At 54.6% G+C, this 23,491-nt stretch carries 19 protein-coding genes; 3 read left to right on the forward strand and 16 right to left on the reverse strand.

Annotated elements, in window-relative coordinates:
* Positions 1-35 precede the first annotated feature (35 nt).
* From PSH66_RS11135 to PSH66_RS11190, 13 genes are all read right to left on the reverse strand, one after another.
* The gene (locus tag PSH66_RS11135; RefSeq protein ID WP_305429063.1) at positions 36-2,003 is read right to left on the reverse strand and encodes a DNA topoisomerase III; all 1,968 of its coding nucleotides are present in this window, start codon (positions 2,001-2,003) and stop codon (positions 36-38) included.
* 213 nt (positions 2,004-2,216) lie between these two features.
* Positions 2,217-2,696, reverse strand: coding sequence for a single-stranded DNA-binding protein (locus tag PSH66_RS11140; protein WP_205490814.1), 480 nt, complete (start codon positions 2,694-2,696; stop codon positions 2,217-2,219).
* Positions 2,693-3,211 carry a DUF3158 family protein gene (locus PSH66_RS11145; RefSeq protein ID WP_305429065.1) on the reverse strand — a complete coding sequence of 173 codons (519 nt, stop codon included), beginning with the start codon at positions 3,209-3,211 and terminating at the stop codon, positions 2,693-2,695. Before PSH66_RS11145 ends, PSH66_RS11140 begins: the two co-directional genes overlap by 4 nt.
* Complete coding sequence (locus PSH66_RS11150) at positions 3,208-3,963, reverse strand: PFL_4669 family integrating conjugative element protein (protein ID WP_205519993.1); 756 nt, start codon at positions 3,961-3,963, stop codon at positions 3,208-3,210. The genes PSH66_RS11145 and PSH66_RS11150 overlap by 4 nt, the downstream gene beginning before the upstream one ends.
* 146 nt (positions 3,964-4,109) lie before the next feature.
* On the reverse strand, positions 4,110-5,306 hold the full coding sequence (locus PSH66_RS11155) for an STY4528 family pathogenicity island replication protein (protein ID WP_305429067.1): 1,197 nt from the start codon (positions 5,304-5,306) through the stop codon (positions 4,110-4,112).
* Entirely contained in the window at positions 5,303-5,851 is a 549-nt protein-coding gene (locus PSH66_RS11160) for a DUF2857 domain-containing protein (RefSeq protein ID WP_205490812.1), read from the reverse strand. Before PSH66_RS11160 ends, PSH66_RS11155 begins: the two co-directional genes overlap by 4 nt.
* Positions 5,848-7,434 carry a ParB family protein gene (locus PSH66_RS11165; RefSeq protein ID WP_205519991.1) on the reverse strand — a complete coding sequence of 529 codons (1,587 nt, stop codon included), beginning with the start codon at positions 7,432-7,434 and terminating at the stop codon, positions 5,848-5,850. Before PSH66_RS11165 ends, PSH66_RS11160 begins: the two co-directional genes overlap by 4 nt.
* Positions 7,435-7,448: 14 nt before the next feature.
* Entirely contained in the window at positions 7,449-7,658 is a 210-nt protein-coding gene (locus PSH66_RS11170; protein ID WP_205490809.1) for a hypothetical protein, read from the reverse strand.
* A gap of 82 nt (positions 7,659-7,740) precedes the next feature.
* Positions 7,741-8,583, reverse strand: coding sequence for a ParA family protein (locus tag PSH66_RS11175; RefSeq protein ID WP_205490806.1), 843 nt, complete (start codon positions 8,581-8,583; stop codon positions 7,741-7,743).
* 4 nt (positions 8,584-8,587) lie between these two features.
* Complete coding sequence (locus tag PSH66_RS11180; protein WP_205490804.1) at positions 8,588-8,818, reverse strand: AlpA family transcriptional regulator; 231 nt, start codon at positions 8,816-8,818, stop codon at positions 8,588-8,590.
* Between the two features lie 109 nt (positions 8,819-8,927).
* The gene (locus PSH66_RS11185) at positions 8,928-9,683 is read right to left on the reverse strand and encodes a hypothetical protein (protein WP_205490802.1); all 756 of its coding nucleotides are present in this window, start codon (positions 9,681-9,683) and stop codon (positions 8,928-8,930) included.
* A gap of 1,522 nt (positions 9,684-11,205) precedes the next feature.
* The gene (locus PSH66_RS30135) at positions 11,206-11,439 is read right to left on the reverse strand and encodes an FAD-dependent oxidoreductase (protein WP_205490891.1); all 234 of its coding nucleotides are present in this window, start codon (positions 11,437-11,439) and stop codon (positions 11,206-11,208) included.
* 272 nt (positions 11,440-11,711) lie between these two features.
* Positions 11,712-12,419 carry an FAD-dependent oxidoreductase gene (locus tag PSH66_RS11190; protein ID WP_305429069.1) on the reverse strand — a complete coding sequence of 236 codons (708 nt, stop codon included), beginning with the start codon at positions 12,417-12,419 and terminating at the stop codon, positions 11,712-11,714.
* A 242-nt stretch (positions 12,420-12,661) separates the two neighbouring features.
* Between PSH66_RS11190 and PSH66_RS11195 the strand changes: the two genes are divergently transcribed.
* Together PSH66_RS11195 and PSH66_RS11200 are read left to right on the forward strand one after the other, a co-directional pair.
* Positions 12,662-13,522, forward strand: coding sequence for an alpha/beta fold hydrolase (locus tag PSH66_RS11195; RefSeq protein ID WP_305429070.1), 861 nt, complete (start codon positions 12,662-12,664; stop codon positions 13,520-13,522).
* A 60-nt stretch (positions 13,523-13,582) separates the two neighbouring features.
* Positions 13,583-15,235 carry a GMC oxidoreductase gene (locus PSH66_RS11200; RefSeq protein WP_205490796.1) on the forward strand — a complete coding sequence of 551 codons (1,653 nt, stop codon included), beginning with the start codon at positions 13,583-13,585 and terminating at the stop codon, positions 15,233-15,235.
* Between the two features lie 404 nt (positions 15,236-15,639).
* On the opposite strand, the gene PSH66_RS11205 is transcribed toward PSH66_RS11200, so the two are convergent.
* On the reverse strand, positions 15,640-16,749 hold the full coding sequence (locus PSH66_RS11205; RefSeq protein WP_205490794.1) for an MFS transporter: 1,110 nt from the start codon (positions 16,747-16,749) through the stop codon (positions 15,640-15,642).
* A gap of 1,071 nt (positions 16,750-17,820) precedes the next feature.
* Here PSH66_RS11205 and PSH66_RS11210 point away from each other — a divergent pair.
* Positions 17,821-19,152 carry a D-serine ammonia-lyase gene (locus tag PSH66_RS11210; RefSeq protein WP_205490791.1) on the forward strand — a complete coding sequence of 444 codons (1,332 nt, stop codon included), beginning with the start codon at positions 17,821-17,823 and terminating at the stop codon, positions 19,150-19,152.
* Positions 19,153-19,333: 181 nt separating this feature from the next.
* Here the strand turns inward: PSH66_RS11210 and PSH66_RS11215 are convergent, their stop codons facing one another.
* Both PSH66_RS11215 and PSH66_RS11220 read right to left on the reverse strand, forming a co-directional pair.
* Positions 19,334-22,375, reverse strand: coding sequence for an efflux RND transporter permease subunit (locus PSH66_RS11215; protein WP_305429072.1), 3,042 nt, complete (start codon positions 22,373-22,375; stop codon positions 19,334-19,336).
* Positions 22,372-23,490, reverse strand: a complete 1,119-nt coding sequence (locus tag PSH66_RS11220) for an efflux RND transporter periplasmic adaptor subunit (protein WP_305429073.1) — start codon at positions 23,488-23,490, stop codon at positions 22,372-22,374. The genes PSH66_RS11215 and PSH66_RS11220 overlap by 4 nt, the downstream gene beginning before the upstream one ends.
* Between the last annotated feature and the right edge of the window lies 1 nt (position 23,491).

Here is a 23,491-nt window from a genome sequence, read left to right on the forward strand (position 1 = left end):
ACACCCACGAGGTTCATGTGAGCGCCAATGGTGCCTCATGGACGACGTATACCTTTGCTGATCGGCACAGTGCCTTTGCAGTCCGGGTACTGGGAGCATGACCAGAACGGCCCTGATTTTCCCTTACGCCTGAGCATTGAGGCATTGCAATTGGGGCAAGCCGGCCCGGCTTCGACCGGTACCGACAAAGTGAGCGCTCCGCAGTTTGCGATCAGTTGCGTAATCCAGTGCGCCTGCTTGGCAACGAATGCATCCAAGGTCAGACGTCCCGCTTCGATTTCCTCCAGAGCTTGCTCCCAGATCGCTGTCATACCCGGATCCGCGACTGCTGCGGGTACCGCTTCGATCAGGGTATGGGCCGCTGCGGAGGCCGTTAAGGCACGTTTTTTCTTCAACAAGTAACCGCGATCAATCAACCCCTTGATAATGCCGGCTCGCGTGGCTTCGGTGCCGATACCGGTGGTGTCCCGAAGTTTCTGTTTCAGGCGCGGGTCGTTGACCAGCTTGGCGACGTTTTTCATCGCCTTGATCAGATCGCCCTCGGTGAGCGGTTTGGGCGCAGCGGTGCGCATGGACTTGAGTTTGACGTCGTCCACTGCGCACTGCATACCCTGTTGTAGGGCAGGCAATACCTGGGCCTTTTGACTGGGTTCATCGTCTTCGGCGTTGTCGGAGAGTAAGCCTTTCCAGCCTTGGACGAGGATCTGTTTGCCAACAGCAGTCAAACGCTCGGCGCCGCACTCCAGTTCGACCTCGGTTCGATCAAACTCGTGAGGCGGCAGGAATTGCGCGAGGTAGTGGCTACGAATCAGTTCGTAGACTTGGCGCTCTTGTTCAGACATCCGCTCAAGGTTCGCCGGCTCGGTGGTGGGGATGATGGCGTGGTGCGCGGTGATCTTGGCATCGTTCCATGCTCGTGAGCGCAATGATTGATCGACGCTTGCGAGCGCTGGGCGCAATGCGGGATCCATTCTGAGCAGGGCATCGAATACTGCGGCTACCTCGTTGAACATGCTCTCTGGCAAATAACGGCAATCGCTGCGCGGATAGCTGGTGGCTTTGTGGGTTTCATACAAGGCTTGGGCGATGTTCAGTGTTTCCTGAGCGCCGAGTCCCAACTTGCGTGAACAGACTTCTTGCAGTGTGCTCAGGTCGAAGGGCAGGGGTGGCGCTTTGCGCAAATGCTCAGTCTGCAGCGAGACTACGGTGGCGGTCTTGCTGCCAGAAAGCGCTTGGACGGTCTGACTGGCGAGCGCCTGCTGCAGGCAGCGACCGGCTTCGTCACGTCCTGAGCTGGGCGGTACCCACGACGCGATGAAGGGTTGCCCCATTGAAGACAGGTGCACATCCACCACCCAGTACGGCACAGAGACGAAGCTGGCAATCGCGCGGTCTCGTTCAACCACCAAGCGCAAAGTGGGCGTTTGGACGCGTCCAACCGACAGCACGCCGTCATAGCCCGCCCGCCGTCCTAGGAGGGTAAACAAACGACTGAGGTTCATACCAATCAGCCAATCGGCTCGGCTGCGGGCGAGGGCTGAGTGATAGAGCGGGAAGGTCTCCTGACTAGACTTCAGAGAGGACAGTGCTTTGCGAATTGACGCCTCGTTGAGTGCGGATAACCAGAGGCGCTCAACAGAACCACGATAGTTGCAGAGCTCTAGTAACTCGCGGGCAATCATTTCACCTTCGCGATCGGCGTCGGTGGCGATGACGACGGTGGTAGCTTCGCTGAGCAGGTGTTTGATGATTTTGAACTGCGCGACAGTCTTGGGTTTGACCTCAACCCTCCACTGCACGGGAATGATCGGTAGATGATCCAACGACCAGGTTTTGTACTGATCGCCGTAGGCTTCAGGTGGGGCCGTCTCCAGCAGGTGGCCGATACACCAGGTGACGGTTATCTCGGGTCCGATCAAGCAACCATCGCTACGTCGGCTGGCGCCGAGAACCTTAGCGATGTCACGAGCTTGGGAGGGTTTTTCGCAGAGAAAGAGACGCATAGAACTGCTCCGGGTTGAGTTCGGAGCAGCGTTGTTGGAAACAGCAGTGGCGAGCTATGAGAAACCTGAATGGCAGGTTCCTCATATTGGTCGGTGAGGGCAGTCTTGATTGGGGGCGAGGCTGCTACCTTGTAATCACGTGGAGGACAGTGCTTCACGAGCGGGGAGTAGTGGCGGGCCAGAAACTTCGCGCAAAGGCGCAATTTTTGTGCCTCAAGTCAGTCGTGCCGACGGAGGCTGCCCTCTGCGTTTTTTGGACTTCGACGCAGGCGAGCTGGCCAGGTCTGTAGCCTGTCCGATGGGGGCCGCAGACGAAGCTGATTCACCTGAGCGCTCCCGCATGACCACGTTCAGCACGCGATGAGGCAGGATGCCGACACGACGCGCCTCGATCTTGAAGGTGACCCGCGCATTGTCTTCACTGTCCTCCCACTCATCGCGCACGGTGCGGCCTTCTACCAATACGCGCATACCTTTCTGATACAGCGTGCTCCAGTGTTCAGCGTCGCGGTGCCAGAGCTCGACCGGCGCCCAATAGCCGCCTCGATCCTCATAGCTGCCCTCGCGCGGCACGGGGTTGTCGAAGTACACGTTCAGCCGCAGCAGACGCCGTGGCTCGTCATTACCTGATGGGAACTCCTGGAACTCTGGCGCACTACCGATGTTGCCTTCGCCGACGAAAAAAGTACTCATCGTGATATCTCCGCTGCTGGTGTGAATTGGCGCAGCAGCCGTTCGGCGCTGGCCATTTTGATCGCGCAGGTTGAAGCCTGACGGTAGAGCGAGTGCACCACGCTCATCTGCAAGTTCAGTGCGATACGCTCGCATTCGAAACGGTGCAATCCCTCGCGTACGGCTTGGGGCAAGGCTTTGTTGAAGACCTGGCGTTCCCAGACTGCAACACCCATTCGAGCAAAATCGCGGGTGCGCCAACGCAAAAAGGTGCTGCCCGCACCGGTGTTCTGCAGCACCATTCGAATATCCAGCAGTGAGTAAGGGGGTTGTCCGGCCTGCTGCGCCACAGCCTCCATCAGGTGACATAATTGCGCCTCGATTTCCCTCGCCATCTGCGCCAGGAGTTCCAACTCCCCCTTACCCTTAAAAGGTTTTAAAAGGCCTTTTAGGGAGGCAGCGTGTTCGAGCTGTCGATAGGCATCCGGTGTGAGTGTTTCGAGGGGGATTAGCTGAGTCGAGATAATGGGCTTCATGCTTCGTCCTCCGGCTCATCTACTGTCGCAGATGGCTCTATCGCGTTCTCCGTCGACGCGTCAGTGTCATCTACCGCCCCAGCACCCCGACGAACAATAGGTGGCGCGAACTGGGAACGGCGATGCCCCTCAAGGATGTCCGTGGGGGGCAATCCAAACTTCTCCATGGCCGCCATGGCGCGGGCATTACTTGCGGCCATGTCATCGCGTGTGACACCTGCAAGTCGATAGCGCTGCACCTGGCCAAACAAGCTGCGCAGCAAATGGGCACCGTCGTCGATCCAGGCTTCCATGTCTCTACGACCGATCAAGGCGGTGTGATGGGCCAACAGGGTGTGGCGCACCAGGGTGTCGTAGTCAGTTAGCAGGTAGACGGCGAGAAACCCCAGTTGGCTGCCGATGTACAAGGGCAAGGTGACCGGGTGGATATTGAGGTTGTCGCTCATGTCGATCTGCGTTGGCAGGTCCTGTCTGATCCGATCTAATTGTTGGGTCAGTTCCAGCATCCCAGCCTTAGCCTGCAGCAGTTTTTCTTCGAGTTGCACGATAGCCCAATCGGCATAAGGGTCGTCCTGCGCTGCGGCTTGTTTGATCAGATTGGTGACGCTGATGTAGCCGGCCATGCCCATGATCGAATGGACGCCTTCACGTGCGGTTCGACCTTGCCAGATACGGGCGGCGTGGTGGGTATGCAGTGTTAGGGTGATGCTGCTGCGCAATGAGCCCAGGTTGAGCTGATAGTGATCGGCCACGGTAGTGTCCTCGCATCGGCTTGGACGATAACGTTGCGACAAGTGAGGACTAAGGACAGCCAAAAAGCTGAATGCGGTTTGTTCGATTTGGTTTAAGAGGGTTAATCATTTAGACGCCAATGGATTTGATGCCAGTGGCATCAAATCTACTGACGTCCAGAACCTTTGCCGCGAAGTTGGCGTAGCTCATTTAGGCACGCTTGGGCGAGGGCGGATGCAGGTTCGCCCGGTTGTCGAGATGCGCGCGAGGGGGGCGGTGTGGACGGAGTCGGTACTGCAATGGGGGACGACTCTGCCTGACCTGCCCAAGGACGAAAGTCGCCTTTCAGTGCGCGCTGGATCAGGCCCATCAGATACGCCGCTGGCTTGCGGATTCCACCGACCGCACAGCGTGCCCCCGCTTCGTTGAGCACCGCCTGCCGATCCGCGGGTTTGAGCTTGTTCAGCGCCACGCCGACGGCCTGACGATCGCTTGGGCTCAGTTGCAGCGGAGTGGGCCAGAGCAGGTTATCCACCGCCGGGGTCGCGCGCGGTACTGTACAAATACTTTCTTTTAATACAGTACAGGCGGCGTTCGGATTCCGAACGGTGCGGGAAACACTGGCGTTCAGGCCCGGTTCGGAATCCGAACGAGGGCCTGCACGATTCCGAACGCGGTGATCGCCACCCAGTTCGGAATCGTGTAATGCTTTATCGATCGCCTGACCCAATCCTTGTTGTGTCCAATGGTCGCTCCAACTGTCGAGTCGGGTCGGCAACCGATCCTGATCGATATCGGTGTCTTGGCGGATTTCTTCCAAAACATGCTGAGCGACAATTCGCACAGCCTTAGTCGCATGAGAGAGGGCATGTCCGACCAGCGCCAGGTAATCCTGATCCAGTTCCATGGCTTCGGCGGGGGTTAACGGCTCATCGTGCAGAACGTACAGAGAACCTTGAAGGCGTCCACTGAGCTGATCGCGTCCGCGACTTACCAAACTGAGCCAGCGCGTCAACCTGAGCATCGTCAACACCCGAGCAATAGTTTCACGGGAGGCTGACGCGCCGTAGGGCACGCTTGAAAGGTAAGGCTGCAAATCCTCATAGCGCGGTGTGACCACGCCCTGGCCTTGCAGCATGAGTCGAAATACCTGCCAGGCATTGCGTTCCAATGGCGTCAGCCGACTATCCAATAGCAGCCGACGTGGCACGACTTCGTGAGATTGGCCACTGAACAAAAAGCCCGCCTGCAGGGCCTGGTTGGAGGGATGTTCAGTGGTGGGGCGTACGGGCCAGCGTTCACTCAACTGCTGGGTGCATTGCTGCAGGACACGCTGCCAGCGATTGGAAGGGGCAGTGTTCATGTGCCGTTGCTGTACTGGTCGATCTGCTGCCACACGATGGTCAAGCTGATCTGTTGCTCTTCAGCCAGCATCATCATGGCGTCGAGCTGATCCTCGGTACTGTCTTGAGCGCGCAGCTGACACCATCGCTGCCAGAGCGCATGTTCCTGGGCTTCGGTCAAATGTTGAGGGCGGCCCTTACGGGTTTCTATCTTGAGCAGACGCCGGCGCAGGGCGGTTTCCGAATGCGCCAAGCCGAAGCATTGATACATGATGGTGCTGCTGGCGCCGAGCTTGAGCGCTCGATTGATCAAGCGCTCGTTCTGCTCGTCGCGCTCGGCTTGTTCGATCAACCGGTGCAGCACCGGCGAGTCGATCTTGACCTCTACCCAGGGTACGGTGGCATGGGCCAGGCGTGACAGGGTGGTGGGCGGTAAGGATTGCAACAAATAGATGTCGTCTTCACCCAATCCGAGTGCCTTGCAGCGCTGCAGGTTACCTTGGCGCAGTTCATGTAGCACCTGGGTCAGCATGGCCTGGTTGAGCACATTGAAGGAAAGGTTCATGGCAGCTCCTTCGGTGACTCATCTTCAGGGGGAAGCGTTAGGTCGATCAGGCGACGGGCCAGGCGGATCAGCCGATACAGTTTGATGAGCAGGCTGTCTGGCAATCGCTCCAGTCCCACATCCAGGGCGGGACGATCTGTCAGCGGAAGTTGATAGATCCCCAACAACAACTGGCCGAACAGCGCTGACGGCAGTTGCTTACGATCTTCCCAGTTCACGTCGTCTTGAGCGCGCAGCAGGGCCAGGAGCAGTAGGTGAACGCCGGTCGCGCGAGGCACTGCAAGATCAACTCGCTCGATGTTCAGGGCGAAGCCCAAGCCATGCTGCTGGTCGATGATGCTCTCGGGATGTCCGGCATAGGCCGCCATTTCCCGCGCCAGTGTGGCAATGGCGGATCGCAGTTGTTCGGGGCTGTCCAGTGCTGTAGCGATGGTCCAGATGTCGTCGATCGCATAGGTGTCGACCGAAGATGCTGCGTCGGTGGCGGTCTCGCGATCGATCTGTTCGCGAATCTGTTGCACGCGAGACGGAGGGCTGACTGCTGATATGGCATTCGTTTGGGGCGGTGTGAGCAGTTCCTCTTGCGCTGTTTCAGTCTGGGATTTGGTCTCAGTTGATTTGGGATGAGGATCGGAGGAAAGAAGTCCTGCCGAGGCTTCATCAATGCTCGGCAAATGAATATTCTCCGAGGGCTCGGTGAGGGCAACGCCAGGCGTCGAGATGACCCGTTGGGTGTCGCTCAGCTCAAGGGCCAACATACGGTAGGACTGTCCGAGTAAGTGGCTCATGCGTTCGAGCAGTTCATCTTGGATTTGCTCAAGATCGAATGACTCGGGTTCTGCATCGAAATAGCCCAGGGTCTCGAGCCAGAAATCGACGAACGCAACGGGGGCGGTTGGATATCGGTTCCAGGTTCGTTCTGCCTGGCTGCGTAGGCCGATCAGGCGTTCGATCTGGGGCTTACCCAATCCGGCATACAGCGTTTGTGGAATCGCGGGCAGTAAATGTTCGAGAGTGTCCAGCATCCGGCTGATGTGCGGCTGCGAAATCGGATAGCCTCCAGCGGCAAGATGTCGTGCCAGTTCCCGTTGTGAGAACACAGTCCCCTCTGCTTCGAGCATGGTTTTGAGTTTGGCTACCGCCAGAGCCCGCTCGATGAAAGTGAGTTGGCCGTGCAGATCGCTTTCAGCCAGATGGCCGAGTAGGGCGGTGATTTCATTGGTCCAAGGTCGGAACAGGCAATGAATGCGAAAGAAGCGCTCGTCGCGAGTTTCCTGCCACAGCTCGCCGAGAATCGCCAAGCGCGTATTACCGCCGTTGCGGATGATGAAATAGGTTTCACCCGGCCGTCGGGTAATCGGTGGCGGTTGATCCAGCCCCCGTTCACGGATCGAAGCCTTGATATCGTCGTATAGCGGATTACGGATGAAGCGCGGGTTGTGTTCGTAGGGCCGCATTTCCTCCAGCGTGACCAACATAGGCGTGTCAGTAAGTGGATCGGACAGCCGCTCCAACTCCTGCGCTCGAGGGAAGTGGTCCTGGTGCAGCTTGTCGGTGATCTGCTCCTGACTGAGCTTTTTCATCGGAACAACCTCAGTTAACGCCGGTTACGCAAATGGTCACCGACCTCGAACTTGACGACCTCGGTAGTGCCCGAACCTTCGAAATGTCGGGATAGTTCTGCAAGGAACCACCCCATGGCCGAGCGCCCGCCCTGCAGGCGAAAGACTACGGTGCAATACTCATCGCAAGGCGGGTGGAGTTGTTGGATAGCAGGTGGGGCGATGATGGTGGGTTGATCCAACATCAAGAAGACTCCTAGCCAAGCACCGTTGGCATCAAGATTGGTAAAAATGACTTGGTGAAAAGTGCCTGCTTGGCGATTTATTTCATTTAGCCTCCAACCGCCTGCTTACCGTAGAGATCGCTTCGCGCCATTCCGGAAACAACTCGATGGCCAGTGCTTGCATGGTTTCCAGCGCCGTTGGCGAGCATCGCTTACGTGACTGGCGTGTGTCGACTCGGTGGACCGGTAGGCCTAGGGAAGCGGCATTGAGGTACGCCACTCGATCCGGCACTACGGTGTCTAGGACCGAAATGTTGGCAGTCTCGGCGAAAGATTCGCGCAGGCTGCGGATGATCATTCGTGTGTCCACCCTAATGGCATTCACCTGGTTTAGTAGCAGTCGCAACGGTGGTGTTGTAATGCCTAGGTGACGGAACGCTTCTAGCTCACTCAGCAGATTCAAGGTGCCGCGTCGCAGTTCGCGGGCTGCGAGCATTTCCGGCGTAATGGGGGAGATGGCGAGATCGGATGCGAGCACGGCCATTTCCAGCAGTACGCTGCGCGCACCTTGAGTGTCGATGAGCAAGAGGTCATAGCGGGAGCTGAAATTGTCGAGCACATTGCGCAGCCGCAATCGCCCGTCAGGGGCGTGCAGCAGAAGTTGACTCAGCCGACCTTGATCGTCGTTGGAGAGGATCAGGTCGAGGCCGGCAACCGCAGTGTTAGAAACTATCTGCACAGGGTTTGTCAGTTTGAGCGCGATAAGCTCGTACGCGCCTGCGGTAGCCTCATGGCTCAACTTGTAATAGCTGGAAAGGGTGGGTTGGCTATCAAGATCCAGCAGCAGAACACGCAGTCCAGCATCCGCGATAAGACCTCCGAGGTTGGCGGTTACTGTGGTCTTACCTACACCACCTTTGGTGGAAACTACCGATACCACACGCATGGCATCAGCCCTGCTGCGCCAAGCGTTCGGTGACCCACTGCTCGATTTCCAGCGAGTCCCAACCGACTGCGCGAAGTCCAATGCGCTTGGCCTGAGGAAACTTTCCTTCCTTCATCAGATTGTAAATGTGCGCACGTTTGAAGCCGGTTTTCCGTTCTACCTCATCGCGGCGCATGATGTGGCGTTCGACCGGCGTTTGAGTGGCTTCAACGAAAGATGAGGACTGATTGGTCATGGTAGTCACTCCTAGCGCCAGATGGCATTGGGTGGGAAGTGACTTGGATTCAATGCCAGAAAAAGACGTGAGTCATTGCAATGCAAGCGACGTCATTGCACTGCAATGCTCAGCTTTTGGCCTTGGCAAGGCTACGTCTGCCGGCTGCAAACTTTTCATCAAGTGAGCGTTTGCTCAGTCCGGCGACGCCACCATAGTGCGCAGTTATAGAGTCGACAACAGCGGCCTGACTATCGAAGATAGAGTGCTTTCTTCCTGCCTGTGACGAACCCAGTATGGTGTTGACTAAGGCTCCGATTACGTTCAGAAAACCTGCTTTGCTGTGGTCGCTAAGCTGTTGTCTGTTCTCAGCGTGCTGGCGTAGGCTTTCGCGCTCCAGCCCGGCCGCCTTTAGCTCGTCGATCAGAAATTGAAGTTTGGTTTCTGTTGCTTTCAACTGTACCTGGAGGGCATCACGGTCTGCCTGTAAAACCAAATAGGTGCTGTAATGAATAGTTTCCTTGTCAGTTGCGGTTTGGTTAAAAAGAAACGACGGTCGCTGATCTGGGTGGTAGTGCAGCATCCACCGCTTTAGGTCCGAATGTCTTATGGTCAGTAGCGTTAGATCGACTGGGGTGCTGTGAGTAACGGTAATACCTAAAGCTCCGTACGGCATCTCATGATTTCTAATGGCATCCAAGATCTTACCTAAGCTTGCATGCAAGCATGGCCAGTGAGGAAAGCTATTGATGAGACGATCCGGATCTTCCCAGGCTGACTCGAGAATCTGCGCCTCATGAGCAATCAGGTCGCACCAGCGTATCGCCGCTTCAATGGGCTTGTAGAAGAGCTTTTCGACGACACCAGATCCATTATTTTTGTACATAGCGGCAGCTTCTATGCAAGGGCAGACCCGCTAGGTTCTGTCTAAACGTCTAATGCTATGACCTAGGCTTCCGTGCGGTTGCTGTCCTGTACTTCATTTGTAGGCGTCGAATTAGAGCGCTCAGCTCAATAGGAGCCTAAACATCGCCTCTCTGGCTATATGGTGCGACGATGTTGTCTTGGTGTGCTTAATTCCAGACGCATCGCCTTCGGGGCACTGGGGTTACATTGACGCCCTGCGATGACTGTGAAAATACCTGGAATCGAGCAGGTTTTGTTTGGTTTTGTGGGGTTCTATCAGTCCTCATTATGCTCATCCGAATGTCGATAGAAATTACAAATGTGTAGAAGCAGGGCCGTAATCCGACCCAGCTCATCTCAGATTCCGAGAAAAAATACAACGACTGGCGTTGAATGCACCTGGTACGCACAAAAACAGCTTTAAGTCAGGTTATCGCGGTCGGTTTGGTTTTGCAAGCCGTGCCCATACCAGGTGACCAGATCACAGTACCGGTCCGATTCGACTGCGTTGGGCCAGGGCATCGTAGTGGGACTGCAAGCATCGTCGCCTGCGTCGTCTGACATCAGGGAGGAAGGGCAGGGAATTAGCGATAGTGAATTGGCGCAGCAGCGGCGTGGATGGCGTGGGGGGGGAATTTTGCGACACAGAGTCATCATAAAATGACAGGTTAAAGAGCAATTTGAATTCAGGGAAAATAGTAAGCTTTAAATATGTACGTGAATTATTGGATTAATTTTATGTGTGGCGTAGTTGGAGTTTGGCTCAAGGGCATTCATATGAGTGCTGTAAACGGGGTAACAGAATGCTGAATTTCTAGCATTGGAAAAGACCTTGTCATCAATGCAGCAATAGGTTGGGTGGGCGTCTCAGGAAAAATATACATGAATTTGTATGTGTGTTATGGATCGCTAGATAATAAGATATCCGCTTGGATTTATTAGTGTTAAGTGTGTCTGGGTAGTGTATTAATAGATTTCGCTGGGCGTATTTTCAATATTATCGTATGTGAGGGGTGCTTGTATTCAATATTGCGTATGGAGTTAAGGGTGGTATGCTCAAGATGTTGAGTGTTTCATGTTATCTATTATGGTTACTGGCTGGCTTGGTTTGTAAGTTTATGTTTGTATGTGGGGGTGAATTAAAGGCTTCCGCTTTTTATTTTTTTAGTGCTTGGTCGGACATGCCGATACTCTGGAGAGGGTATTGATTTTTGTGTGATGGTTTTAGGTGTTCTAGGCGTATATCGAAGCATAATGGTGTCGAGTGAGTATTTGAACGTGTTTGCCTTATTACAGTTGTCGACATTTTTATTGGTCTGATTTTGATTTGAAGCTAACGTCCTAAATTGATTTTTGGTGAAGAATTAAAAGCGTTCTATAAACTTTTAATTATTAAATAGTTGCCGATCAATAGGGTTCGCCACTCCCCATAGCCTTGCGTTTAGGAAGTTTATTGATGCGTTTTGCACCCTATATCCTCGGCAGGAGCTGGCTGTTACCGATCAGGTTTGCTCCGCGCGGTGAGCCGCCCGCCGCGCGCTCCTAACCCCGGATTCCATGTGCACACCATCAAAATCATTGCCCGCGAACGAGATGCCGTGTAGAGATTCGGCGTGGCGTTTGAAGTCCAGAATCCTCCTATGAGCACCAGGTGCATAACGAGCCATGCCCCATTGATGTCTCACAACTTGAGCCTCATCGACCCAGTTTGATATGTTAGGGAAGAATGCTTCCATATCTCGAAGGGCGTGGCTAATGATCGTATTGTCTGGTTGAGTAATTAATAGCGCAGAGCTTGGATAGCATGACTATGCAGAAATTATTGCCTTACCGCTTGGTACCATATAGGGTGTTTTCTTGCTATGATTTATAGCCATATTAAATGTGACATCGCGATAAGGGTGTCCCATGTACACATATGCAGGCGATGAAACTGGTCTGTCTAGGAAAAAATATACCAGCACAATAGGGGTGTTAGTAAACTCCGTTAGGAATTCAGCTGAGGTTTCTAGTTCTGAAGGTAAAATTCGAGCGGAAACATTAATAGGCACGCGGCTATAACATGGTCGCATTTTATGGTCTCGCCGCTATCAAGAAGAACACCATCAACCTTGCGTCCGGATGATAATATCTTAAGTACCGGACTCTCGTATCGGACCTCCAACTTGGAGGCCAATCGCTCCGCTAGGGTTACTATCCCCGTTCGCAGGCCAAATACTTTGGTAGTAAGTTCCAATTTGGTGGAATTAAGCATGTGATAGAGATTGGTGAATTCAAGAGCAGTGTTGGTCATTGCGTGCATCATTGGATGTAAAATATAATCACGAAAATCACTGCCTGCCCAATTGAGCGCTTCCTCTACTGAGATGTTGTCATAAGCGGGCAAATCGCGAACAATTTCAAATTGAGGATAGCGCCTTGCGAGGGCTAAATAGCGAGCTACAAACCAAGAGAGGTCACGAACTCCTCGTCCATTCATCAGGCTAGTTATACCTAGATTGCCATTAGGGATACGGCTAGCCCCGTTACGATCCAGGTAGGAAACCTTTCCATCCAATGGCATAAGATCTCCGCGTAGCCCTGCGTGCTCTACCAAGCCGAGCATCTCTGTGTAATTTGAATGAATGCCTTGAGCTCCAGCCTCTACCGAGTCTCCATGACGTGTAAGTCTTTGGATTCGGCCCCCTGGACGATCAGATGCCTCAAGAATGGTCACTTTTTGGCCTCGCAAGCTCAACGCCGTCGCAGCCGCGAGACCAGTGATCCCCCTCCAATTACGATCACGTGTTTACTCACTTTGTATCCCCCCACCGCCAAAGCAGTGTCAAACGCCCATAAGATTTTTGTTAAAGTTGACTTAAGTCGGATTATGCACGAAGCTGATTTCGGGTGCTACAGGCAATTTTGAGACCGTGCCCCTGGGGCCTTTGGCTAAATTTCTAAGAATGGAGCAGGGTGATGCCTAACAACGAATCGCAATTCTCTAGCGTGCTATTCACGGGTCGGTCCGGTTTAGAGCTGTTCTATCGAGACTACACATCGCGAGAAGCGGGAACGCCCGTGCTCTGCTTGCACGGATTTATGCGTAATTCTCGGGATTTCGAAGACCTTGCGCCGCGCTTGGCTGCGGGCCGGCGAGTCATCGCTCCCGACCTGCGCGGACGAGGAAACTCTGCCCGCATGACGAATGCAGAGGATTATCACTTCGACTTATTGATTGAGGATATGTGGCAGCTTCTTGATCATTTGAACATTGAGCGCGTGGTGATTATCGGGACAACATTAGGTGGCTTGATGGCCATCGAAATGGCAGGCAAGAGACCAGAGCGCGTCGCGGGGATCGTGGTGAATGATATCGGGGGGCGAATACCGTTACCGGCACTTAAGCGAATGGCTGGCCATGCTGAAAGTGCGGATTATTCATTTGAGGAGGCGGTTGCGCGAGTTCAAGACCACAACGAGGCGATCTATCCGGGATTTGATAAAGATGATTGGGTACGTTTGATGCTCCGTGCCTATCGTGAAATTGCGCCTGGTCGATACGCTCGTGATTTCGATTTGCTCACGATGCGTGAATCAGCACGTATGCAGGCAGAGCGGCCCGAGTTCTGGCATGAGTTTTCCAAAGCAAGCGCTGTGCCGGTAGCACTCATTAGAGGGGAGCTATCAGATCTGCTAACGGATGAAATCGCGCAGCGGATGATTGAATTGAACTCTGATGCAGTCCTTACCGTTGTTGCCGACAGAGGGCATCCGCCATTGTTAAACGAGCCTCAATCGTTGGCTGCGATAGACGCGCTTTTAGAGCGAGTCGACTAGCCGGTCAGAGCTAATTAGCAAGATCATTTTCAGATCACTTTACTAGGCGAGAGAGAGTTCATGACACCTGCCGAAATTCAGCTGCGTCATTGGGATGCGATCGTGATAGGCACGGGAATTGGAGGAGCTACCCTCGGGCAAAGCCTGGCGCAGGCTGGCATGAGCGTGCTTTTCTGTGAGAAAGGAGCGAGCCATCTGACGGCTCCTGATGCACTCGTTGGCAAGTGGGCGGAGACGTTTTTCGAAGGCGAGCATTCTAACAATTCGTACACTAGTTATCTTAAGCGAGCAGGTCGCTTATCTTCCCCCATACTTGAAGTAACGGGAGGGGGCTCAAAATCGGTTTTACCTATTCTGGGTGAGGGGACGGGTGGATCGAGTGTGCTTTATGGGATGGTCATGGAGCGGTTTTTTCCAGTCGACTTCGAGCCATCTGTTTACGCCAATGGTGCCTCGGGCGCGCAGACTCCTGATAAGTGGCCTATAGCATCTGGAGAACTTGAGCCGTATTACGCGAAAGCGGAGGCTCTCTATAATGTTAAAGCAACCTTAGATCCCCTGCGGCCTGGCAAAGAAAGCCGTTCGATTCTGCCTCCGCCGCCATATAGCCCAGCGAATGGGGAGCTGTACGAATACCTCTCATCGCAGGGTTGTCATCCTTATCATCTCCCCATGGCATGCGAGTATAGACCTAGTTGTCGCGAATGCATCGGCTTTATCTGCGATAAGCGCTGTAAGGGCGATAGTGTAAATATTTGTCTTGTACCTGCATTAAAGGAGAATAGTGCCGTTCTCGCTGACAATTGTGAAGTTCTCAAGCTGCAGACTGAAGCTGCTCGTGTAACGTCTTTTCTTTGTCTGTGGAATGGTAAGCTTGTAACGCTTAGGGGGACTACCATCATATTGGCTGCTGGAGCCCTTGGCACTCCAGCTATACTGTTACGCTCAGCCTCCAAAAAGTGGCCGCGTGGGCTCGCTAACGGGTCGGATCAGGTTGGCCGAAATTTGATGCGTCATTTTCTCGATTACTACATTGTTAAGATGCGTATGCCGCCGCGCGAAAAAGATCTAATCAAACAATTGGCGTGGAATGATTTATATGTCAGTGACGGTATCAAGTTAGGTACCGTACAGTCGAATGGCAATCTTCCGCCGGTGAGTGTAATCGCACATACTGTAAAAGAGGATCTGACGCGTAGCTCTAGGTTGCTAGGCCTGCTTGCATCCAGGATGTCTTCGATTATTGAATGGGGAGTGAAAGCATCGCTGCGAGATACAATGGTCTTTGCAGGGATCATGGAGGACTTTCCATATGCTGATAATCGGGTGACTTTGAGCGCGGATGGGCAAATCAGAATTGAATATTCAATTCATAAGGAAGATAGAGATCGGCTCGCCCTATTTCGTAGAAAAGTAAAATCTGTATTCAAAGGGTATCGCACACGTTTGAATCCGGCTGCGGAAAAAAATAGTATTTTAGGTCATGCATGTGGAACTTGTCGTTTTGGTGATTTACCTCACAATAGTGTACTTGACAGAAACAACAAAGCGCATGAGTTAGATAACTTGTATGTTGTCGATAGTTCTTTTTTTCCTACCAGTTCGGGTACTAATCCATCGCTTACGATTGCTGCGAACGCCCTAAGGGTGGCTGATTTAATAATTAACGCGTCTTACATTGGTGGGAGGGCAGCCGATAAAGTTAATCGTTGAGGTGGGGGTGAGGGATCTTACAAGTATAAGGGAGCGATAGAGTTAAAAGGCCTGTTTGAGTGCTATAAGGTATTGATCAGGGGAGCTTATAAATGAAAATAAATATAAGATCGATAGGGAGCATTCGTGCTAATTCTTTGTCAAAAAAGGAAGCCGACAAGAGTAATGATGTGGCCGATCGGATGTGTTGCGTCTTAGCTTCAATAATTGGGGTCGGCGGCTGGATTGTTGTCTGGATGTTAATCGTTTGGTATGGTGATTATCGAATTTTGTAATATTAGCGATATATTTTGTAATGTTATATTTTTGGCTGATTGACGTAATAGGTTGATCAGCCTTTTTTTGCGCTGCGCTCTATAGGGTTGGCATCTAGCTAGCGCATGGTTGTTGATGAAAGTCATACGCTAGCTGATTGTCTTTAAGCGCCGACTCATCACAATTGGAGAAATAACTAATAGCAGAAGTACAACGGCGCCGTAGTAATAGGTGGCGATGGTTAATCCTGCATAATGGACTAATATGCCGACTAAAATTGACGGAACGATAAGAGAGAGCTGACTCGCAACCCAGTAAGCCGATATTAAACTTGCTCGCTCAAATGGTAACGCTAGCGGTAAAAGCTCTTTGGTCATGCTGATAATGCACGCGCCTACTCCAAATCCAGCAATGATTGTTGAAGTATAATATATGTAGGTTTTGCTGGAGTAGACACCGCCTAATATGCCTGCAACGCCGATCACTAATAAAATTATCCCCAGTCGATTAGTGTAATCTGATCGCTTGCGCCGAAGTAGTACTACGGACATTGCACCGCTGAAACTCAGTAAACTGACTACGATACCTCCAACGCTCGTTGAGGTGGTTGAGATTGAGGCTTTTACCAAGGAGGGTACCAGGGACAGGAAAAACCCATTTAACGACCACACTGCTATGTTCATCGGCATGATAGCCAAGAACGTGGCCTTAGCGGACGCTGGAATGGCTAGTGACGGGCGCAATGCTTTGAAAGTCAAAGGGCGCTTAGAGATTGATTCATTAAGCATATGGACTCCCACTAACTGGAATGCAAGGCCTATTGCAATCAGCGCATATATCAGTTGAAGCGGCATCGGTCCAAAGTCGACGCTTAGGCTTGAGAGAGCGACGCCAGCGCCCGTTGCCAGGAGCGGAATTACGCTCGTTGCAATTGTCGCTCTGTCACTATTGATATCTAACAAGAAGGCGCCCAGCACGGCTGTAGCCATCCCGGTTGCGCAACCTTGGATGAATCGAGCGAATAAGAGGTGCGTGAGGCTGTCTGCTTGTAAAAATATAATCATTGATACCAATTCAAGAATAATTGCCCCTGCTACGACGGGCTTGCGACCCAAATAATCCGACAGTGAGCCTACTGTAAAGAGCGCAGAAAGCATGCCAATAGCATACATAGAGAATATTAACGTCAGGGCAATCGAGGAGAACCCCCATTGCTGTTGATAAATTAGATATAACGGAGTAGGGGCGCTGGAGGCCATAAAGAATGTCCACAGCACAAGCGACAGAAAGGCGAACGATAGGTTTTCATAAGATTTTACATGAGAGAGGTGCATTTTCTATTTAACCTAGGCAAGGGGGGCACGCGTTAATAACCGGGAGCACCTGACGATTAAGAAGGAGGGACCAAAATCAACAGCAAGGTTCCTAAGAGGTAGTACGGGCTCATTACATGAATGCTGGGTCCGGCTTCGTAATCAGCGGGAGGCAACTGCGGGCCTGCGGCGAACCGGATTTGATTTGCGCTCATTTAAAAACTGGGTGTCGATCCTCGGTTGATTCCAGTGGCGAATAGCTGAGCCGAGGTAGTGGTTGCTACGTAGGCGATATGATCCTGAGCGTGCCAGCTCATTTTTTACGCCGTAACCTGTCATTAGTCAGGTTAAAGATACCGGTTTGGTACAACGCTCGCAACATGCGCCGCTTCGCTTTCTCCAGTTTGTTATCATTATATGACCTTGTACGTGAATCCATCAGATTTTCCCGCACGGTTTCTGAACGGGTCTTGATCTATATATTGACTTATGTCAGATTTTTGCTTCAACCTATAGTGCCGTTTAATCCGCATGCCATCCTTACAAATCTGGCCTCTAGGAAGAGGTAGAGGGCCCTTAAGATCCGCAACCATATGTTTTTTCGAGAAATTTTCTAGGTCGCTAGCATTTTAGAGATGCGGGCAGAGAGGAGAGCGCCGGGATGTCTATAACAAAAACCGATAGTACTGCTCGTGACTGTATTCACGTGGGGCTCGGTCAGCAGGTCGTCCCCTTACGAATGATTTTTTTGAAAGCTCCAATCGCCGCCTGCTGTTCTTGGAGGCTGTCGCTTGAAGTCCCTTTGTGCAACGACAATAGGTCCGTTCTTGATCTTGCTCTGAGGCGGCATGGGGTTGATGACCATAGCGTCGATGATGCTTCGATCATGGCGCCCCTACCCCTGGAAAGCCCGCTGCCCCAATCATGACGATTGCTGCTAGGTCGGCAAGAATCTTCTCTGCCTGTAGTGCTTTTTGAAATGGGCCACACACAATCAATACCTTAGGGTGAATAACGATGAGCGGTACTCTAGATACGCTGGATTCTGTGGATCTCGCGCTGCGGAACAAGCAAACAGTAATGTGGATTAATCCAGGGCGGGGGGCTAGTGGAAAGCCTGGAAAAGCTTGGGGCTCTGAACTTATTGGTGAGGCCGACATCTTCAAGGCTTCGGAGCGATTTAAAAAATTCGCTCCAGTTTTGACCACCCTTTTTCCTGAGCTGGAACAGTCCAACGGCATTATTGAATCTCCGCTCCTTAAAGTACCTAAGCTTCAGGACGCGTTAGGCCTGAGCTCGGATAGCGGAAGGTTATTCGTAAAAGCAGACCACGGACTGCCGATTGCAGGATCTATCAAGGCTCGCGGTGGAATACACGAGGTATTGGAGTTCGCCGAAAAAATCGCGTTGGGGCGTGGAGTGATCACCGAAGGTGATCCGAAAAACGTACTCAGCCTCGCCGGGAAGGAGCTATTGAATCAGTATAGTGTTGCAGTTGGATCTACTGGCAATCTGGGCTTGAGTATAGGTGTTATCGCATCTGCTCTCGGTTTTGAAGCCATCGTTCACATGTCGGCGGACGCAAAAGAGTGGAAGAAGACGCGGCTTCGGGATCGCGGAGTAAACGTAGTAGAGCATGAGGGAGATTATGCTGCCGCCGTTGCCGCAGGGCGTACGGAGGCAGAGCAGGACTTGTATTGCCATTTCGTCGACGATGAAAGTTCATTTTCTCTCTTTGTTGGTTACAGCGTTGCCGCTTTGGCGTTGCAAAAGCAGTTAGCTGAGCAGCAAGTTATCGTGGATGAGCATCATCCACTATTCGTCTACATCCCTTGTGGCGTGGGTGGCGCACCCGGAGGGATTGCGTTCGGGTTGGCGCATCTCTTTGGATCATATGTTCATTGTTTCTTTGCCGAGCCTACGGAAGCACCATGCTTCTTGGTTGCGATGAAAGATGATAGTGGAGGCCATCCGAGCGTCTATGACATCGGGCTTAGTAATCACACAGAGGCAGACGGGCTGGCAGTTCCCCGGGCATCTGAACGCGCGGTGGAGGTGATGCGACCAGTGCTTTCAGGAGTATTTACGATTGATGACGATATGCTGTTTAAGCACGTCCACACTGCTTGGCAAGCGGAGTCAATCAAGGTCGAGCCATCTGCCACTGCAGCCTTCGACGGTCCACTCTGGGTAACCGAGTCTCTTGCTGGAAGAGCATACACCGCCGCCAATGGGCTCGAGCCATATCTGGCGAATGCAACCCATATCATATGGACGACTGGGGGGCTGTTCGTACCCTCTGGCGAATATGACAAGTTCTATGCCCGAGGTGAGTCATTGAAGGGGTGAGGTGCCCGCGGTTCACCGTCGACGAACTTGCCAAGCCGCGGTCCGTACCGTGACCGTTCGAGGTCGCTTTCTTTACAGGTATTAGATTATAGCGATCACGCCAGTTTAAAAGCCGACAGATGCCGGCTTTTAAACTGGCGCAGGGCCTATACCTTTAACGGCCTAAGTTTGATGATCTTAATCAGCTTCGTCGGGTGAACAGCAACACATACAGCACCGGAATCAACCCCAGTGTCACCAATGTGCCGAGCGCCAGGCCGCCCACCATAGTGATCGCCATGCCTTTCCATAGGGGGCCGGCAAACAGCATCAATGGGATCAGCCCGAGGATGCAGGTCAGTTTGGTCATGACGATTGGGCGCAGGCGTTTGACGGCGGCATTCACCACGGCCTCGTGCACCGACAGGCCATCGCGCAGTTCTGCCTCGATACGTTCCAGCAGCAACACTGCGTTGTTGACGATAATCCCCGCCAGGGACAACAAACCGAACGTGGCCATGAAGCCGAACGGATAGCCGGTGATCAGCAGCGCGACCGCAACGCCGATCAATACGAAAGGGATGGCGGAGACCACGATCAGCAGCTTGCGGAACGAGTTGAATTGCCAGACGAACAGCAGCAGCATCGCAACCAGCGCGTGTGGCAGGTATTGCAACAGCGCCTGGTTGGCGTCCGCTGAGTCTTCGATTTCGCCGCCCAGTTCGATGCGGTATCCCGGCGGCAAGGCCAGTGCAGCCACCTGTGGCGCCAGCTGTTCGACGATCGAGGTGGCCGTCAGCGACGGGTTGTGCCCGACCACCGTGATAGTCCGTTCCTGATTGCGCCGTATCAGTGTGGAGGGCTCACTGGACGCGACGATATGGGCAAAGGCTGCCAGCGGCAGGGGCGTCGAGCCATCGACCGGGTAAACCAGTATGCCGTTTAGATCGGGGGAGGCACTGATCGCCGTTGCGGGCTCGCGCACTACCATTGGTACGCGGGTTTCGTTGTCCTGCAATGACGAAATCTGGATTCCGCCAAAGTGCAGCTGTAGCGCCTGAGCGATGGCTTGGGTGTCTACACCGGCGCGGCGGGCGCTTTGTTGGTCAACCTCAACGGTGTAGCGGGTCAAGCGTATGTTCCAGTCATCGCGCACATCTAATGTGCCTGGCAAGTTACGCAGGGCTGATTCAAGTTTGCCTGCCACCGTTCGCAATACACTTTCGTCCGGACCGGTCACCCGGTAGATCGCGATCCCGGCTTCTGTGGTGCCCATGGAAAAGCGTTTGGGTTCGCCGCGCAGTTCGGGATGTTGTTCGAGCAGGTAGCGGCGCGTGTCAGCGATGACCTTATCAATATCTGTACCGGGTTTAACGCTGACGGTGCAGTAAGCCGTCTCTGGGGCTGGCAAGGGTGGATTGAGACCCAGCACGATCCGTGGTCCGCCATCGGCGACGTAGCCGATGCTGTCGATGACCTGAGGTTCCTTGCTCAACCAGCGGCTGATCTCGCGCACACTTTGCAAGGTCTTGCGCGAACCGCTGCCGGGTTCCAGGGTGATGGGTATCTGAAATTGCAGCCGGTCCGACTGAGGCAGAAAGTCATAGGGCACGCGCATCAACTCGAAGATCGCGGCGGCCAGTAACCCCAGCATCGCCAGCAAAAACAACACTTTGTGCTGCAGTACGCGGCGGATGACCGCCCGGTAGCCTCGGTAAAAACCGCTGTCATAACTGTCCTCTGCCGTGTCCTGGGGAGCGGCCTTGGCGAAATACAGGCACAGCAGCGGCGTGACGGTGATGCTCAACAACCACGAGCCGAGCAGCGTCAGCGCCAGCACGACAGCCAATGAACGCAGGTATTCATTGGTGCTGGTCTGACCGAGAAAGAACGGCGAGAACGCCAGCACGATCACCAGCGACGAGGTCAACAATGGAATCGCCAGCGTGCGTCCGGCGTCCTCGCAGGCCTGGCGCCGATCCTCACCGGCGTGCAGCCGACGTTCAATGTCCTCGGCGATCACGATGCCGTTGTCCACCAGCAGGCCGAGCGCGAGGATGATTGCGGCGATCGACACGGTTTGCAGCTCGACCCCGAGCATGCGCATGGCGATCAAGGTACCGAGGATGGTCAGCGGCACAATCGCGCCCACCACCAGCCCGGTGTGCCAGCCCAGGAACAGCATGACCACGGCCATGACGATGACCACCGTCTCGATCATCACATGCTTCATCTTGGCCATCTGCTGATCGACCACATCCGCCTGGAACGTCACCATATGGGCGCTGAAGCCCAGCGGCAGCTGCTGTTCCAGCTGGGCCAAACGCTTGCGCAAGGCCACGCCGAATTGATGAACGTTCTGTCCTGGCGCCATGGACACTGCCAGCACCACGGCGTCCTGGCCTTGATACACCGCAGCGGTCTGGGGCGGGTCGGCCGCCATCACCGAGATCTGCGCGATGGTGCCGAGGGCCACCGATTGCGCGGTGCCGTCGGCGCCGGGCAGTTGGATCGGCAACTGACGCAGTTGCTCCACGCTAAGTACTTCGCCGGTCACGGTCAGGGTGGTGATCTGCCCGCCAATGTCGGCGATGCCGCCGGGCGCCAACACGTTCTGTTGCTGCAATTGCTGGAACAGTTGTTGGGGAGACAAGCCCAGCCCAGCCAGGCGCTGCGGGCTGAAGTCGATCGACAACTGCTGGTCTTGCACACCGTGCAGCGTCACCTGGCCGATGCCGGGCAACCCGCCCAACTGGTCGCGCAGGCGCTTCAGCGGCCCGCGCATCTCGCTCATGCTGTAGCCGGGCGCGGTGACAGCGATGGACGCGACGGCGACGCGTCCGAAATTATCGTCGACAAACGGCCCTTGGGTACCCGCTGGAAAGCTGGCGCCGGCCTCGGCGACTTTATTGCGTACCTGCTGCCACAGCACGCCCAGGTCCTTGATCTCATCGCGGGCCGTCACCTGGATAATCACGCTGCCGGGGTGGACGGTGGTCACGATGTTTTTGATCTGCGACAGCTCACGCAGTTTTTCTTCGGTGGGCCGGGCCAGCAACTCTTCGGCGCGTTCGCTGGGCAGGCCGGGGAATTGGATGCTTACCAGCGCATCGCGGATCGTCACCGAGGGTTCTTCCTGGGTCGGGAAGCTCAGGAACGTCGCCACGCCTGCGAGCAGGATCAGCAGGGCGGTGAATAAGGTCAGGCGGCTCGCGCCCAGAGCATGACGGGTCAGATTGATCATTCGGGCGTGCTCAAACGGCTGGAGGGCGAGAGCAGGTTGACGGGCTGGCCGTCGGTGAGGAACGCCACGCCAGTGACGACCACTTGCTCGCCGTCCTTAAGGCCGTTGTCGATGGCGACACGGCCCTGGTCGATCAGGCCGATCCTGATCCCACGCAGGGCGACCTTGCCCTGGGCCGGGTCATAGACGAACACCTGCACCTGGCTGGCGTCGCCACCCATGCGCAGCGCCTGGGTCGGAATCGACAGCGTGAGCGCGGCAGGCGCCGCCAATCGCACGTTGAGGTTCACGCCGCTGGGGAGCGCGAGGTCACGGGCGTCCAGGCGGAAACGCGCGCTTTGCAACAGGCCGTTCTGTGCACGTGTCGACACGCCTTCGAGTATCAGCGGCAGGGTGGAGCCGGGCGCCGCCGGGTCGTTGGCGATGGCGTGGTCGCCAGGCTTGAGGCCGCCAGCCTGTTCCACCGGGATTTGCACGATGACCTGCAACGCGCCGCCGGCCTCCAGTTCCATTACCACTTGGCCGGGCGACAACTCGCTGTATAACTGCGCGGGTCTGGCCACGACGCGGCCGTCAAACGGCGCGATCAGTTGGCCCAGGCGTTGATCGCGGCGTACCAGGTCCAGCGCCGCTTCATCGGCGGCCTGCTGTGCAACCGCGGCTTGCCACGCGGCTTCGGCTTGCTCCACGGCGCTGGCCGCGACGCTGCCCTGGGCATACAGCTGTTGCTGGCGCAGCTTGTTGCGCTTGCGCTCGCCGGTTTGCGCCACGCTGGCGAACAGGGCCGCCTGCGCCTGTTTCAGGCGCAACCGCACGGCTGCCGTGTCCAGGCTTGCCAGCACCTGGCCTTGTTTCACGCTATCGCCGACGTCGACGTTCAACGCGATCAATCGGCCCGCGCCTTCAAAGGCCAAGGCGGCGCGTTGGCGTTGGCGCACCACACCGGTCAACGGCGCAGCGTCGGCCTCTGCGGCGTGCACGGTGGTGACTTTCACCGACCTTACGGCCGGCTCCGGCACCGGTTCCTCGCGCGAACAGGCCGCCACCATCAGGCAGGCAACGCCGAGCAGCAGGGGACGGCCCCAAGGACGGAACAACTGAGCAATACCCTGCATG

The sequence above is a fragment of the Pseudomonas sp. FP597 genome, from assembly GCF_030687435.1.
Lineage (GTDB): Bacteria > Pseudomonadota > Gammaproteobacteria > Pseudomonadales > Pseudomonadaceae > Aquipseudomonas > Aquipseudomonas lactucae.